The following is a 17,630-nucleotide window of genomic DNA, read 5'->3' as shown; positions in this document are numbered from 1 at the left end:
TAAGCGAATGTCAAATTCAAAGTTCCACTGGAATCATGCACTTGCTAGTGGTCCTTTGATTCTGACATTTGCCTGAATGGCTTGTATCAAAGGGGTGCAAATGCCAGAATCGGACCACTAGTGCCGTTTTTGAGAAACCCAGACGACGGGAAACAGGGATGACCAGTGCCAGCACACGGACTGCGAAAGTAGAACGGACCACCAAGGAAACCAGCATTGCCGTTTCGGTCGATCTGGATGGAACGGGTGCGTTTGACATTTCCACCGGAGTGGGTTTTTTCGATCATATGCTGGAACAGCTTTCCCGCCATTCCCTGATCGACATGGATATCAAGGCTGAGGGTGATCTGCATATTGATGACCACCACACGGTTGAAGATACGGGCATTGCCATTGGCCAGGCGATTGCCAGGGCACTCGGTGATCGGCGCGGCATCAACCGCTACGCTTCGCTTGATCTAGCCATGGATGAAACTTTGACGCGGGCTGCGCTGGATGTCTCCGGACGCCCTTTCCTGATCTGGCAGGTGGAGTTTTCCGCCCCGAAGATCGGCACGTTTGATACGGAGCTGGTGCGGGAGTTCTTTCAGGCCCTTGCACAGAATGCAGGGGTCACGCTGCACGTGTCGAATATCTACGGTGCAAACAACCACCATATCGCCGAAACGTGTTTCAAGGCGGTCGCGCGCACCTTGCGAACTGCCATCGAGGCAGACCCGCGTCAGAAGGGTGTTATACCTTCGACCAAAGGTTCGCTGAACGGCTGAGAAGAAGGACTGGGATATGGCCAGTTACATTGTTTTGGTACCGCCATCGCAAGACAACCAGGTTCAAGGTGACAGGACCGTCTTCATCCGCGATGGTTTTGCGATCATCGCTTTCGTCCTGCCCGTTCCCTGGCTGTTGTTCAATCGATTGTGGTTTGAAGCGGCGCTGGTTTTTGCGGCTGTTACAGCCATCTCTATTGTTGGTTCCTATACGGGCCACGGCAATCTGGCGGAAATTGTTGCTGCACTGCTTGCGCTTCTGGTGGCGTTTGAAGCCAGCAATTGGCGCATCAAGGCATTTGAACGGCGCGGCTTTTATCCCGCTGCGATCATAGATGCTCGCTCTGCCGCCGATGCGGAGACTGCCTATTTCCATGGCGATCAATTTGCTGTGGCTCCGGCGCCTGCTCTGCCTGACATTCCGCGCGTGGCTCCAGCGGTGATGACAACGGAGGGTAAACCCGTTGCAGGGGGCATGCTCGGTCTCGTCGGCTATCGGGGAGAACGTTGAGTATGCGGGTGGCCATTATTGACTACGGGTCGGGCAATCTTCGTTCTGCCACAAAAGCTTTTGAACGGGCAGCACAGGAAAGCGGCATCAATGCCACCATCGATCTGACCAACGATGCCGAACGGGTACGTACGGCCGATCGCATCGTGTTGCCCGGGGTCGGTGCCTATGCGGATTGCCGCCGGGGGCTACACGCAGTGCCGGGTATGCCTGAAGCGATCCATGAGGTCGCGGTGGAAAAAGCACGCCCGTTTCTTGGGATCTGCGTCGGCATGCAGCTCATGTCGTCACGTGGGTTGGAAAAGACCATTTCGACTGGCTTTGACTGGATAAAGGGCGACGTTCGCGAAATGGTACCGTCTGATCCCACCCTGAAAATTCCCCAGATCGGCTGGAACACGATTCGCCTCAACCGGCCGCATCCGCTGTTCGATGGCATCAAGACCGGCCCTGATGGGTTGCATGCTTATTTCGTTCATTCTTATTTCCTCGATGCCGAAATTGAGAATGATGTTCTGGCTGTTACCGATTACGGCGGGCCAGTAACGGCAGCCGTTGCCAATGACAATATGGTGGGCACGCAGTTTCACCCGGAAAAGAGCCAGGCTCTGGGTCTTGCTCTCATCGCCAATTTCCTGAGGTGGCAACCATGATTTTATTCCCCGCAATTGATTTGAAAGACGGTCAATGCGTACGATTGAAGCTTGGTGATATGGATCAGGCAACAGTCTATAACGAAGATCCGGCGGCACAGGCGAAATCCTTTGAAGATCAAGGATTTGAATGGCTTCATGTGGTCGATCTGAATGGCGCTTTCGTTGGGCAGTCCGTCAACGGCGCGGCCGTTGAATCGATCCTGAAGGCAACGAAAAATCCCGTTCAATTAGGCGGCGGTATCAGAACCCTGGGCCATATTGAAAGCTGGTTGGCCAAAGGCCTTTCCCGCGTCATCCTCGGGACAATTGCCGTGCGTAACCCGCCGCTTGTTATAGAAGCATGCAAAAAGTTTCCGGGCAAAGTGGCCGTCGGTATTGATGCCAAGGGAGGCAAGGTGGCCGTTGAAGGGTGGGCCGAAGCTTCAACTCTAGGTGTTGTCGAGCTGGCGAAGAAATTCGAAGGGGCTGGTGTTGCAGCGATCATATACACGGATATTGATCGGGACGGTGTTCTGGCCGGAATCAATTGGGAGTCGACTTTGCAATTGGCTGAAGCAGTATCGATACCGGTGGTTGCGTCAGGTGGTCTTGCTTCCATAGCTGATATTGTCCGCATGACCATGCCGGATGCACGCAAACTTGAAGGCGCTATCTCAGGCCGGGCACTTTATGACGGCCGTATCGATCCGCATGAGGCGTTGCAGGTATTGCGTGAAGCCAGGGAGCGTGCCGCATGACTCTCAAAGCCCGCGTTATTCCCTGTCTCGACGTAAAAGATGGACGTGTTGTCAAAGGCGTCAACTTTGTCGATCTCATCGATGCCGGCGATCCCGTGGAAGCAGCCAAGGCTTATGACGCAGCAGGTGCTGACGAACTTTGCTTCCTCGATATCACCGCCTCATCCGACGACCGCGAAACCATCTTTGACATAGTCGCGCGCACGGCTGAGCAATGTTTCATGCCGCTGACCGTCGGCGGTGGTGTTCGTACGGTTGCCGATATCCGCAAGCTGCTGCTCGCGGGGGCTGACAAGGTTTCAATCAACACGGCAGCGGTGAAAAATCCTGAGTTCATCGCCGAAGCGGCTGACAAGTTCGGCAACCAGTGCATCGTTGTGGCAATTGATGCCAAAAAGGTATCAAAAGTGGGTGAGGTCGATCGCTGGGAGATTTTCACCCATGGTGGCCGTCAGGCAACTGGCATTGATGCGCTTGAATTTGCCCGCAAGGTCGTTGATCTTGGTGCTGGCGAAATCCTTCTGACGTCGATGGACCGCGATGGTTCCAAGATCGGTTACGACATTCCGGTAACTCGCGCCATCGCCGACGCAGTGCGCGCCCCTGTTATTGCTTCCGGCGGCGTTGGTAACCTCGATCACATGGTTGAAGGCATTCTCGAAGGCCATGCCACGGCGGTATTGGCCGCATCCATCTTCCATTTTGGCACCTATACGATTGGCGAGGCCAAAGCCCATATGGCCGCAGCGGGTATTCCGATGCGACTTGACCCCATTCGCCCATCCAGCGGAGTTGCGCGATGACAGCATTTACCCTTACCGATCTCGAAAAGATCGTGGCCGAACGCGCCGCCTCTTCCGACACCAAATCCTATACGGCCAGCCTCTACGCGAAGGGTATCGGCAAGGCGAGCCAGAAGCTTGGTGAAGAGGCCGTTGAAACCGTCATCGCTGCCGTATCCGGTGACACACAGGGTGTTGTTTCCGAAACTGCCGATTTGCTCTATCATCTTCTTGTTGTTCTTGGACTTTCCGGCGTCAGTCTTGATGACGTTCTGACGGAACTCGAACGGCGCACGGTACAGACCGGGCTTGAAGAAAAAGCCGCCCGTGGACATGGTTGAACATAGTCATGTTTAAAGCACAGGCGTTGGAACGGCAAAGGGACGGGGACGTCATGGATCAGCTGGCACCCAGCGAATTTTCGCCCTACCGGTTTTACAGTGCCGAGCGCTGGGCGGAGTTTCGTGCCGACACGCCCATGACGTTGACCTATGACGAGGTCAAACGTTTGCGTTCGCTTGGCGACCCCATCGATCTTGATGAGGTGAACCGGATTTACCTTTCGCTGTCGCGCCTTCTGTCTGCTCATGTCGAGGCCAGTCAGCTTCTGTTCTATCAGCGGCGCCAGTTCCTCAATACGGGTGACGCCTTCAAGACGCCCTTCATCATCGGGATTGCCGGTTCTGTTGCCGTTGGGAAATCGACGACAGCGCGTATCCTCAAGGAACTCCTTGCCCGCTGGCCTTCGAGCCCGAAGGTTGATCTGGTGACCACAGACGGTTTCCTTTATCCGAATGAGGTTCTGCGCTCCAAAGGCCTGATGGAGCGTAAAGGTTTCCCGGAGAGCTATGATGTCGGTATGCTTTTGCGCTTCCTGTCGCAGATCAAGGCCGGGCAGCGCAATGTCAATGCGCCGCTATACTCACATTTGACCTATGATGTGCTGCAGGGCAAATACCAGACCGTCGACGCACCGGATATCCTGATCTTCGAAGGCATCAACGTTCTGCAGGTTCGCGACCTGCCGGAAGACGGCAAAATGGTGCCGTTCGTATCTGACTTTTTTGATTTCTCGATCTATATCGATGCAGACGAAGGACAGATCCACACATGGTACATCAACCGTTTCATGCGTCTGCGGGAAACGGCGTTTAAAGATCCCAGCTCTTTCTTCCATCGCTATTCCACGATTTCAGATGATTCGGCACTCGCAATCGCCGAAAATCTCTGGACCAACATCAATTTGAAGAATTTGAAGGAAAACATCCTGCCGACACGGCCGCGCGCTGATCTGATCTTGCGCAAGGGCGGCAATCACCTCATCGAGGAAGTGGCGCTCAGGAAGCTGTGACGCGCCTGAGTGTCAGATTGATACGGCCGGTGTTTTTCAGAAGCGTTGACGTGCCGGGATAAATCCTGTCCACCCCATGGAAAGCCAATCGTCCTGCATCGCCCAGCACAATCACATCGCCGCTTTTCAGCTTGATGGATTGGGTTTTGTCATTGCGTTCCGTTCCACCAAAACGGAAAAGGCAGGTATCACCCAAGGATATGGACACGACCGGAGCAGCGAGATTCTGTTCGTCCCGATCTTGATGCAAACCCATTTTTGCCGTTTCCGCATAAAAGTTGACCAAGCAGGCTTCAGGAGGAAGCGTGAAATCACTAACTTTCTCCCACAAGGCGAGCAAGCGTTGCGGTATGTCAGGCCAAGGCTTTTGCGTAGCGGGGTGCATAGGCTGATAGCGGTAGCCACGCTCCTTGTCAGTCACCCAGCCGAGCGAGCCGCAATTGGTCATCCGTACGCTCATTTCTTTCCCGGTTTTCGGCATTGCGGGAATATAGAGCGGAGCGTCAGCAACGATGGCTCTGATTTCTTCTATCAGCGCAGACTGCTCGGTCAGATCGAGATAATCGGGGAAATAGCGAATGCCGGGCGCAAGCAGAAGCATGACATGACCTGATTGTTGAAAAACAAAGACCCGGACATCAAGAGAAGGCCGGGTCTCTGTATGAAATGGCGCTATCAGTCGATGGACGGAATGCGCAGAACCTGACCGGGATAAATCTTGTCAGGGCTCGTCAGCATCGGTTTATTGGCTTCAAAGATAGCTGTGTTCTTCACACCCTTGCCTTTGCCATAGACTGCTTCTGCGATCTTCCACAGATTATCGCCTTTTTTGACGGTGTAGAAGACAGGATCCTTGGCTACAGAACCAGTGGTTGTGTTGTCGACAGTCAGGCCGCCAGTGTCGACTTTCGACACGCCGAGTGAATTACCCACGGCAATGATGGCTTTCTCCAGGATTTCCTGGTCGGTGACGCTTCCCTTGAGGATAGCTTTGTCACCTTCAACGACGACATCGACTTTGCCCGTGCCGAGGTTGTGTGAATCGAGCTCTTTCTTCAGATCGCCCGCCTGAGGCTCGTCATCGCCGATACCGACTTTCTTGCCGACTGATTTAACAAAATCAAATAGTCCCATGTCTGGCTCTCCTTGTTGATTGTTCAAACCGACAATCTAGGTTGTTACATTCCCTATCGAGCTTGAAAAGCAAAGATTAACGACCTTCAGTCACGTTCTGTTCCCAACACTAATCTCCTTTGACCCGCCCGCGCATCTTCTTCACATCGGATCGACCCGCTTTTACTTTGAGACGGCGCTCGATAGACCCTTTTGTCGGTCTGGTTTTCTTGCGGGGCGGCGGCGGCGGTTCGGCGGCCTTGGCAATCAAGGTGATCATGCGTTCGCGGGCGTCTTCGCGGTTGCGTTCCTGCGTGCGAAAGCGACTGGCCTCGATCAACACGTCACCGTCCTTGGTGCCCCTTTGTCCTGCCAGTTTCAAGAGGCGTCCCAACACCTCTTCTGGCAACCCTGCCCGCGCTGCAAAAAACCGCAGCTGCACGGCCGTGGATACTTTGTTGACATTCTGTCCGCCTGGACCGGCCGAGCGAATAAAGCTCTCTTCCAGATCATCCTCATGGATGTAGATCCGGTTGGTGATTTTGATCTGGTTGCGGTTTTCTTCCATGGTGGGATTGGTAACCTAATCTTTTCCGGCCGGAAAGCATCTTCGAGCAAATGGAAAAGCAAAAAGCCCCGCTTTTTCAAGCGGGGTTTCAATGTGAGACGCAGTTCGATTATTCGGCAGCGACCGGTGTCTGTGGCGCAGCCGCGCGAATATCGCTATCCACATGGCTTTCAAACTTGCCGAAATTGGTGACAAACATATCCACCAGCTTCTTGGCTTGGGTGTCGTACGCCTGCTTGTCGGCCCATGTCGAGCGTGGATCCAGGATGGATTCATCGACGCCGGGCACGGCAACCGGAACGGCAAAACCGAAGTTTGGATCCGTGCGGAACTGTGCGTTCTTGAGCGAGCCATCTAGCGCAGCAGTCAGAAGCGCGCGGGTTGCCTTGATAGGCATGCGTTTGCCGGTACCATAGGCGCCGCCGGTCCATCCGGTGTTCACCAGCCAGCAATCCACGCCATGCTCAGCAATCAGCTGACGCAGGAGATTGCCATATTCGGAGGGGTGGCGCGGCATGAATGGTGCGCCGAAGCACGTTGAGAACGTGGCTTCCGGCTCCGTGACGCCACGTTCTGTCCCGGCGACCTTAGCAGTGTAGCCGGAAAGGAAGTGGTACATGGCCTGTGCCGGTGTGAGCTTGGCAATGGGAGGCATCACGCCGAAGGCATCCGCTGTCAGCATGATGATGTTCTTTGGATGGCTCGCCTTGCCGGTCTTGGACGCATTCGGAATGAAATCCAGGGGATAGGCGCAACGGGTATTTTCGGTCAGGGAACCATCGTTGAAATCGGGTTCCCGATTTTTATCAAGCACAACGTTCTCAAGCACGGTGCCGAAGCGCTGGGTCGTTGCGTAGATTTCCGGTTCTGCTTCGGCCGAAAGCCGGATCGTTTTGGCATAGCAGCCGCCTTCGAAGTTGAAGACGCCATGCTCGCCCCAGCCATGTTCATCATCGCCGATCAGCGTGCGCGCAGGGTCCGCCGAAAGTGTTGTCTTTCCGGTACCCGAAAGACCGAAGAAAACAGCTGCATCGCCCTCCGGGCCTTCGTTGGCCGAGCAATGCATGGGCATGACGCCCTTTGCCGGCAGAAGGTAGTTCAGGGCGGTGAAAACCGATTTTTTCATTTCGCCGGCATAGGCGGAGCCGCCAATAAGCACGATCATGCGCGTGAGGTCTACGGCAATCACGGTCTCAGTGCGGGTTCCGTGCCGTTTGGGATCAGCGCGGAAGGATGGCAGATCGATAATCGTCATCTTGGGGACAAAGCTTGTCAGCGCATCCCGATCCGGACGGATGAGAAGATTGCGGATGAACAGCGAATGCCATGCGAATTCTGTAATCACGCGGGTATTCAAGCTGTAATCGGTGTCCGCGCCGCCGATAAGGTCCTGCACGAACACTTCCTTGCCCTTGGCGTGTTCGGCAAAGTCCGCATAAAGCAGCTCGAATGCCTCAGGTGTCATCGCGGCGTTGTTGTCCCACCAGACATGAGCTTCCGTCGATGCATCACGTACGACAAACTTGTCCTTGGGCGAACGTCCCGTGTGCTGACCAGTCCGGGCGACTAGCGCACCCTGCGCCGTCAGCTGTGCTTCACCGCGCCGCAACGTCTCTTCATAGAGCTCAGCGGCCCCGAAATTATAGTAGACCGCCGAAAGCTCCTTCAAGCCTGAGGTGCCGAGCGCGATCGACGCGTTATGGATACCGGTCTCTCTAGTCATGTGTCCGCCGTTGTTTAAGAAGGTTCAGGGTCAATATTGGTATGCGCCGCCTCATACATCTTCCAGCATGAATGCGGCTACATCTGATCAAAAGCAGAAAAAATGAATAGTATCAAATGTTTAATCGATTTAAAGAATTTAAAAAATATCTAAATCGTTTTAAATGAACAAAATCCACAGGGCGGCGTTTGCCTCCGGAATTAGGGCAAAACCATCAAGGATGACATGACTTGTGATCTGTGCCACATTTTGTACCTAATTTGTCCGGCACAAGCACGATCGGATTTAACCTTTGAAACAAGGAAAAGCAGGGCATGAGGGAAGTACCCGCAATGCAGACCATCGCGCTCGTTGATGACGATCGCAATATTCTGACATCCGTATCGATTGCGCTTGAATCGGAAGGTTATCGTGTCGAGACCTATACGGATGGCGCTTCTGCGCTCGACGGTTTGATGGCCCGTCCGCCAAATCTGGCAATTTTCGATATCAAGATGCCGCGCATGGATGGTATGGAACTTCTCCGCCGTCTGCGTCAAAAATCCGATCTGCCCGTTATCTTCCTGACATCCAAGGATGACGAGATTGATGAGCTTTTTGGCCTGAAGATGGGCGCCGATGACTTCATAACGAAGCCGTTCTCACAGCGACTTCTGGTTGAGCGTGTCAAAGCAGTATTGCGCCGGGTTGCAGCACGCGAAGGCGCTGCCAAACCGGGCAGTCCTCAGGCCAAATCACTGGAACGTGGTCAGCTTGTTATGGATCAGGAGCGGCATACCTGCACCTGGATGGGCGAGCCTGTGACGTTGACCGTGACGGAGTTCCTTATTCTCCATTCCTTGGCGCAGCGTCCGGGGGTTGTCAAAAGCCGCGATGCGTTGATGGATGCCGCATATGACGAACAGGTCTACGTGGATGATCGGACGATCGACAGCCACATCAAGCGGTTGCGCAAGAAGTTCAAAGTCGTCGACGATGACTTCGATATGATCGAGACATTGTACGGTGTTGGATACCGCTTCCGCGAAACGTGATGCTGTTTGTCGCTGTTGTTTGCGTACAAATGGGCTAAAGATCACGCATAGGAATGACACGCATGCGTGATCCCTTGTAGAATAAGATTGTCTCTGCGCGTTTTGAATGCGATGAGGCAGCCCATTTACGATGTTCTGAGGCAGAAATGGTGGCCGGACTCCAAGGCAGCAATCTTACGCGCAAGAGTGCCGTCATGCGCCGGAAGCGGTCGCTTGCCCTCAGGCGGTTCCTGCAGCCGCTCAACCGGCTGTTTGGCAATTATCTTTTTTCGAGCTTGACCCGGCGTATCCTGTTTCTGAATCTCGCCGGTCTTGCTGTGCTTCTGTCAGGCATCATGTACCTCAATCAGTTCCGAGACGGGCTGATTGATGCGCGTGTGGAAAGCCTGATGACGCAGGGGGAAATCATTGCGGCCGCGATAGCCTCGGAAGCCACCGTTGATACGAACTCCATAACGGTCGATCCCGAAAAGCTCCTGGAACTCCAGGCCGGGCAAAGCATAACGCCGTCGCCTGATGTGCTTGATAATCTCGATTTCCCGATTAATCCCGAGCGTGTGGCACCTGTCTTACGGCAGCTTATCCAGCCAACGCGAACCCGCGCACGCATATATGACCGCGATTCCAACCTGCTGCTGGATTCGCGCCACCTCTATTCCCGCGGTCAGGTGCTGCGTTATGAACTGCCGCCCATAGAGGGTGATCAGCCTACGTTTCTGGAACGGCTAACCAATCGCATGACGCGGCTGCTTCGCCGGAGCGATTTGCCGATCTATCAGGAACAGCCCGGCGGCAACGGTGCGTCCTTCCCCGAAATCGTCAAGGCTTTGACCGGACAGCCTGCCACCTTCGTCCGCATGACGGAGAAGGGCGAACAGATCGTGTCTGTTGCCGTTCCGATCCAGCGCTTCCGCGCCGTCCTTGGCGTCCTGCTGCTTTCGACCGAAGGCGGCGACATCGACAAGATCGTGCAGGGCGAACGGTATGCCATTATTCGTGTGTTCACTGTCGCTGCGCTGGTCATGGCCATTCTGTCGCTGTTCTTGGCATCAACGATTGCCAATCCGCTTCGCCGTCTTGCAGCCGCAGCCGATCGTGTTCGCCACGGCGTGAAAAACCGCGAGGAAATACCGGATTTTTCCGAACGCCAGGATGAGATCGGTCATCTTTCCACGTCTATCCGCGACATGACCAACGCGCTCTATGCGCGCATTGAATCGATCGAGAGCTTTGCAGCCGATGTCAGCCATGAATTGAAAAACCCGCTCACATCGTTGCGCAGCGCAGTGGAAACGCTGCCGCTCGCCAAGAATGACGATTCGCGCAAGCGGTTGATGGACGTCATCCAGCATGACGTACGGCGTCTGGATCGCTTGATCACCGATATTTCCGATGCGTCACGCCTTGATGCGGAACTTGCGCGCGAAGACTCCGAACATGTGGACCTCAAGTTCCTGCTGGGCAATCTCGTGACCGCTGCCCGCGAAGTGCGGCGCAACAAGAAAGATACGCAGATCGAATTTGTCGTGGGCAAGCTTCCGCAGAACAAGAAAGGTTTCTTCGTCGTTGGCCATGACCTGCGACTTGGCCAGGTCGTTTCCAATCTGATTGAAAACGCCCGTTCTTTCGTGCCGGAAGAACACGGGAGTATCACTGTCTCCCTGCAGCATATGGGCGACCGCGTTCGGATCCTCGTGGAAGACAACGGCCCTGGCATTCGAGTCGAGCAGATCGACCGTATTTTTGAGCGATTCTATACGGATAGGCCCTCAGGTGAGGCATTTGGTCAGAATTCCGGCCTTGGTCTTTCCATCAGCCGTCAGATTATCGAAGCCCACGGCGGTACATTGAATGCGGAGAACATCCTTGATCCGAATGATCCCGAGAACTATCTCGGTGCCCGGTTCACCGCAATCCTGCCGGCCGAGATCTGATGCGGGACGAACCCGATGAACTGATCCACGCCAGCGCTGTAATTGTTGGTGATCGTGGTGTTGTTATCCGCGGGGGCTCCGGCTCCGGTAAATCCTCGATCGTCCGAGCGTTAATGGATCGCGCTGCATATAAAGGGGTATTTGCAATTCTTGTCAGCGATGACCAGTGCCATATTCGCGATGAAGCGGGACGTTTGCTTTGCACTGCCCCGGCAGCCCTGCGTGGCGGTCTGGAAGTGCGTGGCTCCGGTCTGCACCGGTCGGATTTCGAAGAAAGGGCTATCATTCACCTGGTGGTTGATCTGGTCGAACCGAACCAATCGGTTCGTTTTGGCGAAGACGCTGTTACGGTTCTTCACGACGTCGCAATCGCGCATCTTGTTTTGCCGAAATTGGGGATAGATTCGGCCTGCCGCGCCATTGAAGCCAGGCTTTTTACGCCTCAATGGAAAAAATAGTATATATAAGTCAAATGGTTGCGTTATTGGCCTGCGATAAAATGACTAACAGTCGTGCTCAAGTCATTTTTCCGCTTGCCTTCGCGATTCGTCCTGCCAAAATGCGACACCTGCCAAGTGGGGCATTCAATGCGCAGAAAAAAGCCTGAACCCAATGGGCTGGCGCAACAGGAGCAGTTTCAGAATGATCGGACTCGTGCTTGTGACGCACGGAAGACTGGCTGAAGAATTTCATCATGCCGTTGAGCATGTTGTCGGCCAGCAGGAATATTTGGAAACCGTCTCAATCGGTGCCGACGACGATATGGAGCAACGCAGGCGCGACATTGTCGATGCCGTGGCGCGTGCTGATAGCGGCAATGGCGTCATCATTTTGACAGATATGTTTGGCGGAACTCCATCCAATCTGGCAATTTCAGTGATGGAGTCAGGGCGGATCGAGGTCATAGCCGGTGTCAACCTGCCCATGCTGATCAAGCTTTCCAGCGTGCGTGTGACCAATGATATGGCCGCTTCGCTGCGCGAAGGACAAGATGCCGGACGCAAGTACATCAATGTGGCCAGTCAGGTGCTGACAGCCAAATAGAGGTTGAATGAGCATGCGCCTGACAGGAGAAACCACCGGTACATTTGATCCGGACAATGCGCTGGTGGCATCTTTCGAGATTATCAACCGGCGCGGGTTGCATGCGCGGGCCTCGGCCAAATTTGTCCAACTCGTGGATGGCTATGATGCGCATGTGCGTGTTGAGAAAGATGGAATGACCGTTGGTGGAACCTCCATCATGGGATTGATGATGCTAGCCGCGTCACCGGGCTGCTGCATCAAGGTCAGCGCATCCGGGCGTCAGGCCAGCGACGTCATGATGGCGCTCAGTGCGCTTATAGCTGACAAGTTCGGCGAAGAAGCCTGATTTGACACTCGTACAACCGATTGCTGTGTTCGACGCAGGAATTGGCAGTTACGCGGTCGTCGATCTGATTCGGCGCAGGCTCCCGCGCCAGGACATTCTCTATTTCGCGGATCGGGCAAGTTTCCCCTATGGAAGAAAGTCCCGGGACGAATTGCTCTTTGTCATGGATCGCACGATGCGTTTCCTGACGTCGCACCATCCCTCGGCCATCATCGTCGCTTCGAATGTACCGTCAATTACAGTGATGGATGATCTGAAATCCATGGTGAGCGTTCCGCTCTTCGGTGTGTTGCCGCCCCTTGCTGAAGCTGTGGCGCAAACACGAACCGGCAAGGTCGGCATTATGGGCGTGCAATCCATGATCGGGAGCCCGCAACTTGTACAATTTGTCGCAAAACATACCAACCATCCTGATAGCGTGGCGTTGATCAACGCGTCGTCCATGGTTGATCTTGTCGAGAATGGCGACTTCCTTTTCGATCCGGCTGGAACGCAGCAGAAGGTCGATGCTTTCCTGCGCGAGGTTTTCCTGAGGCATCCGGATATTGATGTACTCACCTTGTCGAGCACACATCTGCCATGGCTCCTGTCTTATTTTGAGGCCAGCCATTCCTCGTGCCAGTTTCTCGATCCGGCTGAGGCCATTGTGCAGACGATTGGTGCGGGAAAATCAGGTACCGGGCAAACGCGCGCATATGTGACCGAAAGTGCCGAATATCCGGTGGGTGCCTTTCGGGCAATGCTGGCGAAACTTCAGATCGACATTCCTGTCAGCGTCGTCACGCTCGCTTTTTGACGCAGTGGATATGCCTCGGATATGCACGCATAAGGATTTCTTTATATCCCATTGTGTGATCCCCCCTTATCTGATAGTCAACAGCAACCTCCGGTCGCCTCGGAATGGCGGCCAGACCGAAAAACAAAGACGGAGCTGACAAACAGATGGCCGATAAGCAGGATTTTATAGTCAAAGACCTTGAGCTGGCCGCATGGGGCCGCAAGGAAATTGAAATCGCCGAAACCGAAATGCCGGGCCTGATGGCCAGCCGTGAAGAGTTCGGCACCTCCAAGCCGCTCAAGGGCGCGCGCATCACCGGTTCGCTTCATATGACGATCCAGACGGCAGTGTTGATCGAAACATTGCAGGCTTTGGGCGCCACCGTCCGCTGGGCATCGTGCAACATTTTCTCGACGCAGGACCATGCTGCAGCTGCAATCGCAGCCACCGGCACACCGGTTTTCGCCGTCAAGGGCGAGTCGCTGGAAGAGTACTGGACCTACACGGACAAGATTTTCCAGTGGCCGGATGGTCAGCCTTCCAACATGATCCTCGATGATGGCGGCGACGCCACCATGTATATCCTGATCGGTGCACGTGCAGAAGCCGGCGAAGACGTTCTGTCCAATCCGGGCAGCGAAGAAGAAGAAATTCTCTTTGCCCAGATCAGGAAGCGCATGAAGGAAACACCCGGGTTCTTCACCAAGCAGCGTGAAGCCATCAAGGGTGTTACAGAAGAAACAACGACCGGTGTTAACCGTCTGTACCAGTTGCAGAAGAAGGGCCTCCTGCCGTTCCCGGCAATCAACGTCAATGACAGTGTTACCAAGTCGAAGTTCGACAACAAGTACGGCTGCAAGGAATCGCTGGTTGACGGTATCCGCCGCGCCACCGACGTCATGATGGCTGGCAAGGTTGCAGTGGTTTGCGGCTACGGTGACGTGGGCAAAGGCTCGGCACAGTCGCTCCTCGGTGCGGGTGCACGTGTCAAGGTGACGGAAGTTGATCCGATCTGCGCGTTGCAGGCCGCCATGGACGGTTTCGAAGTGGTCACGCTTGAAGATGCCGCTCCAACGGCTGACATCATCATCACCACAACTGGCAACAAGGATGTGATCAAGCTCGATGACATGCGCCGGATGAAGGACATGGTCATCGTTGGCAATATCGGCCACTTCGACAATGAGATCCAGGTCTCTGCGCTGCGCAACCTCAAGTGGAACAACATCAAGCCGCAGGTCGACATGATCTCGTTCCCGGACGGCAAGCGCATGCTGCTTCTCTCCGAAGGCCGCCTGCTCAATCTGGGCAATGCAACCGGTCATCCAAGCTTCGTTATGTCCGCCTCGTTCACCAACCAGGTTTTGGCTCAGATCGAGCTCTACAGCCGTGGCGAACAGTACAAGAATGAGGTTTATGTTCTGCCAAAGCACCTCGATGAAAAGGTCGCGCGCCTGCATCTCGACAAGCTTGGTGCGAAATTGACGACCCTTTCGGACGAACAGGCCGCCTATATCGGTGTCACACCGACCGGTCCTTTCAAGTCGGACCACTACAGATATTAATCTGTTAACCAATACACACAACATATGGAAGCCGAAGGATTGACAAATTCTTCGGCTTTCTTTTTTGCGCTGAGTTCTTCCCGTCGATTCGCCAAGGGTTTATTGTAGTGATTCGGGATAGCTTTCTTCCAGATGGGCCAAATGGTTGGATCAATCAGATGGGTTGGAACATGAGATATCCGTCAGAATGGGGCGATGACGGTTGATATGAAGATTGCTGATGAGGATGTTCGCGGAAAAGATGCAGCACGCGGAAAACGAGTGCTGAAGAAACTGCGGACTGCACTGGCGGGAGCCGGATCGACCCTCTCAATTCTTGGCGCTTCGTCCTTTGCTGCCCATGCGGAGGATCCGCTAGGCAAGATCAACACACCCTTCGGTGTTGCTTTCGGCACATTCGAAGTCATTCAGTTTGCGATGTTCCTGGGTGCGATGGGGGCCGCTCTGTTGTCGGCCGGATGGCTGATTCGCGAACGTAGCCGCATTGCCAATGAAAACCGCCAGCTGCGCGATAAGGTCGCCGATCTCAATGTTGCCGTTCAGCGCAGCGAAGCACTGCTTAATCTGAAAGATCAGCGGGTCGTTGTCTGGGAAGGCAGCTCCACGACCCCCAATCTTGTCGGAAGTCTGCCGCAGGAAATCGGGGTTCCCGAAGACCGCTCTCTCTTTTTGGCTTTTGGCCGCTGGTTGCGCATTGATTCTGCGACATTACTCGATCGCTCTATCGAGGCTTTGCGTGGCAAGGCGCGTCCTTTCGATATCGTTGTCGAGACATCGAAAGGCACACCCCTCGAAATCCAGGGCCGCACGTCGGGCAGCTATGCCATTGTCCGTTTCATCAGCCTTGGTGAGGCTCGCGCCACCCAGGCGCTGCTCAAGACTGAAAACTACCAGCTCAATGAAGCGCTGACGACGTTACGCGGACTGCTGGAACAGCTTGATATGCCCGCCTGGAGCCGCGACAGGAGCGGTAAGCTGAACTGGGTCAATGTGGCTTACGCCAAGGCGGTTGACATCAATGACACGCATATTGCTGTTGCGGAAACACGAGAACTGTTCGGTGTTCAAGCGCGGGAACGGATTGAACGGGAGAAGGCTGTAAACAGCGCATTTCGCGATGAACTGTCGACAGTTGTTGGCGGTGACCGCCATGTATTCAAGGTCACGGATGTTGCGAGCAGCGCGGGTTCCGCCGGTCTCGCCAATGATGTGAGCGACATTGAATTGGTGCGGGAGGAATTCAAACGCACGGTTCTCAATCATTCGGATACGCTGGATCAGCTTAATTCAGCCGTTGCAATGTTTGATGCGAACAGGAAACTGCAATTCTTCAATCAGGCATTTGCCAAGCTGTGGGGACTGGAAACCTCTCTGCTTGAGAGCCGGCCCGACAATGCCATGCTGCTTGACCGGTTCCGCAGTGATGGCACGCTGCCGGAACAGCCGGATTGGCGCCGATGGAAAGAATCCATGCTGTCAGCCTATCATTCGGTCGAATCACAGGAGCATCTGTGGCACCTGACCGACGGTCGCACCTTGCGCGTCATCGTCAATCCGCAGCCAAAGGGCGGGGTAACCTGGGTTTTCGAGAATCTGACGGAAAAGCTTCAGCTGGAAAGCCGATACAATACGCTGATCAAGGTACAGGGACAAACACTGGATCATTTGGCCGAAGGTGTGGCGGTGTTCGGTTCTGACGGCAAGATCCGTCTGTCCAATCCGGCGTTTGCCTCGCTCTGGTCACTGAAAAACGAAGAGATTGCCGAAGGCATGCATATTTCGGCGATCCGCCGGCTGTGCGAGCCGGTTTCAAATGCGACGCAATGGGAGAGTTTCGTCACAACCGTCACGGGCTTTGATGACAAACGGGAATCCCTGCAGGGCCATATCGAGCTGACAACGGGCAAGATCCTTTATTTTGCTTCCGCGCCGCTTCCGAGCGGCCAGACCATGCTGACCTTCGTCGACGTGACGGATTCCGTGCGGGTTGAACGGGCGCTAAAGGAAAAGAACGAGGCGCTGGAGCGGACGGACGAACTGAAGAACGATTTTGTCCAGCACGTTTCCTATGAGTTGCGCTCACCGCTCACCAATATCATGGGCTTTACCGAACTCTTGCAGACACCGTTGACTGGCCCGCTCAATGAGCGTCAGCGCGACTATCTCGATCATATCGGTACATCTTCTTCGGTCCTGCTGACCATTGTAAACGATATTCTTGACCTCGCTACGGTTGATGCCGGGATCATGGAACTTGATATCAGCGACGTTTCCGTCGCCGATGCGGTCGCAACAGCATCGGAAAAGGTCGCTGAGCGATTGAAGGAGCACAATATCCTGCTCGACACCCATATTGCGTCCGGCGCCGGTTCTTTCCGTGCGGATGCCAGTCGCGTCAAGCAGGTTCTTTCCAATCTTCTGAGCAATGCCGCAAATTATGCGCCGGAAGGCAGCACGATTACGATGACTTGCCGGCGGGAACTGGGCGAAATGGTTTTCAGCGTTCAGGACAATGGTCCAGGTATGCCTGACTATGTACTCGACAGTATTTTCAAGCGGTTCCAGCCCTATCCGAATGGTGGCCGCAAACGTGGCGCCGGTCTTGGCCTTTCCATCGTCAAGGGCTTTGTGGAGTTGCATGGCGGCAAGGTCGATATCAGCAGTGCCGCTGGCAGGGGTACGCTCGTGACCTGCCGGTTCCCGCTGGAGGCGCGCACCTTCAGCATCGCTGCTGAATAA

At 54.7% G+C, this 17,630-nt stretch carries 19 protein-coding genes; 15 read left to right on the top strand and 4 right to left on the bottom strand.

Translation table 11 applies throughout. The annotated features are described in order from the left end of the window. Positions 1-158 precede the first annotated feature (158 nt). The 7 genes from hisB to coaA are packed head-to-tail and all read left to right on the top strand — an operon-like array spanning position 159 to position 4,804. Positions 159-767, top strand: coding sequence for an imidazoleglycerol-phosphate dehydratase HisB (gene hisB, locus FHW16_RS07480; RefSeq protein WP_182548446.1), 609 nt, complete (start codon positions 159-161; stop codon positions 765-767). A gap of 16 nt (positions 768-783) precedes the next feature. Then, positions 784-1,278, top strand: coding sequence for a DUF2628 domain-containing protein (locus tag FHW16_RS07475; protein WP_182548445.1), 495 nt, complete (start codon positions 784-786; stop codon positions 1,276-1,278). Between the two features lie 2 nt (positions 1,279-1,280). Next, complete coding sequence (hisH, locus tag FHW16_RS07470; RefSeq protein ID WP_182548444.1) at positions 1,281-1,931, top strand: imidazole glycerol phosphate synthase subunit HisH; 651 nt, start codon at positions 1,281-1,283, stop codon at positions 1,929-1,931. Beyond that, a complete protein-coding gene (gene hisA, locus FHW16_RS07465) occupies positions 1,928-2,671 on the top strand; it encodes a 1-(5-phosphoribosyl)-5-[(5-phosphoribosylamino)methylideneamino]imidazole-4-carboxamide isomerase (RefSeq protein ID WP_182548443.1) in 744 nt (247 codons plus the stop codon). The genes hisH and hisA overlap by 4 nt, the downstream gene beginning before the upstream one ends. Beyond that, positions 2,668-3,474, top strand: a complete 807-nt coding sequence (gene hisF / locus FHW16_RS07460; RefSeq protein ID WP_182548442.1) for an imidazole glycerol phosphate synthase subunit HisF — start codon at positions 2,668-2,670, stop codon at positions 3,472-3,474. Before hisA ends, hisF begins: the two co-directional genes overlap by 4 nt. After that, positions 3,471-3,794: a phosphoribosyl-ATP diphosphatase gene (locus FHW16_RS07455; protein WP_182548441.1), complete on the top strand. Its 324-nt coding sequence runs from the start codon at positions 3,471-3,473 to the stop codon at positions 3,792-3,794. Before hisF ends, FHW16_RS07455 begins: the two co-directional genes overlap by 4 nt. A 53-nt stretch (positions 3,795-3,847) precedes the next feature. Then, complete coding sequence (gene coaA / locus FHW16_RS07450) at positions 3,848-4,804, top strand: type I pantothenate kinase (protein WP_182548971.1); 957 nt, start codon at positions 3,848-3,850, stop codon at positions 4,802-4,804. On the opposite strand, the gene FHW16_RS07445 is transcribed toward coaA, so the two are convergent. From FHW16_RS07445 to FHW16_RS07430, 4 genes are all read right to left on the bottom strand, one after another. Further along, entirely contained in the window at positions 4,791-5,405 is a 615-nt protein-coding gene (locus tag FHW16_RS07445) for an alpha-ketoglutarate-dependent dioxygenase AlkB family protein (protein WP_182548440.1), read from the bottom strand. The genes coaA and FHW16_RS07445 overlap by 14 nt on opposite strands. A 74-nt stretch (positions 5,406-5,479) precedes the next feature. After that, positions 5,480-5,938, bottom strand: coding sequence for a peptidoglycan-binding protein LysM (lysM, locus tag FHW16_RS07440; RefSeq protein WP_182548439.1), 459 nt, complete (start codon positions 5,936-5,938; stop codon positions 5,480-5,482). A 109-nt stretch (positions 5,939-6,047) separates the two neighbouring features. After that, complete coding sequence (arfB, locus tag FHW16_RS07435) at positions 6,048-6,485, bottom strand: alternative ribosome rescue aminoacyl-tRNA hydrolase ArfB (protein ID WP_182548438.1); 438 nt, start codon at positions 6,483-6,485, stop codon at positions 6,048-6,050. Positions 6,486-6,594: 109 nt separating this feature from the next. After that, positions 6,595-8,208 (bottom strand): phosphoenolpyruvate carboxykinase, encoded by a 1,614-nt coding sequence (locus FHW16_RS07430; RefSeq protein ID WP_182548437.1) that lies wholly within the window; start codon positions 8,206-8,208, stop codon positions 6,595-6,597. A gap of 314 nt (positions 8,209-8,522) precedes the next feature. Here FHW16_RS07430 and FHW16_RS07425 point away from each other — a divergent pair, with 314 nt between their 5' ends. The 8 genes from FHW16_RS07425 (at position 8,523) to FHW16_RS07390 (ending at position 17,630) form a co-directional block, all read left to right on the top strand. Further along, positions 8,523-9,242, top strand: a complete 720-nt coding sequence (locus FHW16_RS07425) for a response regulator transcription factor (protein WP_162700334.1) — start codon at positions 8,523-8,525, stop codon at positions 9,240-9,242. Between the two features lie 146 nt (positions 9,243-9,388). Next, positions 9,389-11,176, top strand: a complete 1,788-nt coding sequence (locus tag FHW16_RS07420) for a sensor histidine kinase (RefSeq protein WP_182548436.1) — start codon at positions 9,389-9,391, stop codon at positions 11,174-11,176. Continuing rightward, positions 11,176-11,634 (top strand): HPr kinase/phosphorylase, encoded by a 459-nt coding sequence (locus tag FHW16_RS07415; RefSeq protein WP_182548435.1) that lies wholly within the window; start codon positions 11,176-11,178, stop codon positions 11,632-11,634. Before FHW16_RS07420 ends, FHW16_RS07415 begins: the two co-directional genes overlap by 1 nt. A gap of 184 nt (positions 11,635-11,818) precedes the next feature. Further along, on the top strand, positions 11,819-12,220 hold the full coding sequence (locus FHW16_RS07410) for a PTS sugar transporter subunit IIA (RefSeq protein WP_091879322.1): 402 nt from the start codon (positions 11,819-11,821) through the stop codon (positions 12,218-12,220). 13 nt (positions 12,221-12,233) lie between these two features. Further along, a complete protein-coding gene (locus FHW16_RS07405) occupies positions 12,234-12,548 on the top strand; it encodes an HPr family phosphocarrier protein (protein ID WP_182548970.1) in 315 nt (104 codons plus the stop codon). 1 nt (position 12,549) lies between these two features. Then, positions 12,550-13,344: a glutamate racemase gene (locus FHW16_RS07400; protein WP_182548434.1), complete on the top strand. Its 795-nt coding sequence runs from the start codon at positions 12,550-12,552 to the stop codon at positions 13,342-13,344. 146 nt (positions 13,345-13,490) lie between these two features. Further along, the gene (gene ahcY, locus FHW16_RS07395) at positions 13,491-14,891 is read left to right on the top strand and encodes an adenosylhomocysteinase (protein ID WP_182548433.1); all 1,401 of its coding nucleotides are present in this window, start codon (positions 13,491-13,493) and stop codon (positions 14,889-14,891) included. 195 nt (positions 14,892-15,086) lie between these two features. Further along, positions 15,087-17,630 carry a sensor histidine kinase gene (locus FHW16_RS07390; RefSeq protein WP_246711631.1) on the top strand — a complete coding sequence of 848 codons (2,544 nt, stop codon included), beginning with the start codon at positions 15,087-15,089 and terminating at the stop codon, positions 17,628-17,630.

The organism is Phyllobacterium myrsinacearum (assembly GCF_014138285.1).
Classification (GTDB): domain Bacteria; phylum Pseudomonadota; class Alphaproteobacteria; order Rhizobiales; family Rhizobiaceae; genus Phyllobacterium; species Phyllobacterium myrsinacearum_A.
The sequence above is the reverse complement of the archived record's forward strand: the minus strand, read 5'-3'. Positions and strand labels throughout refer to the sequence as shown.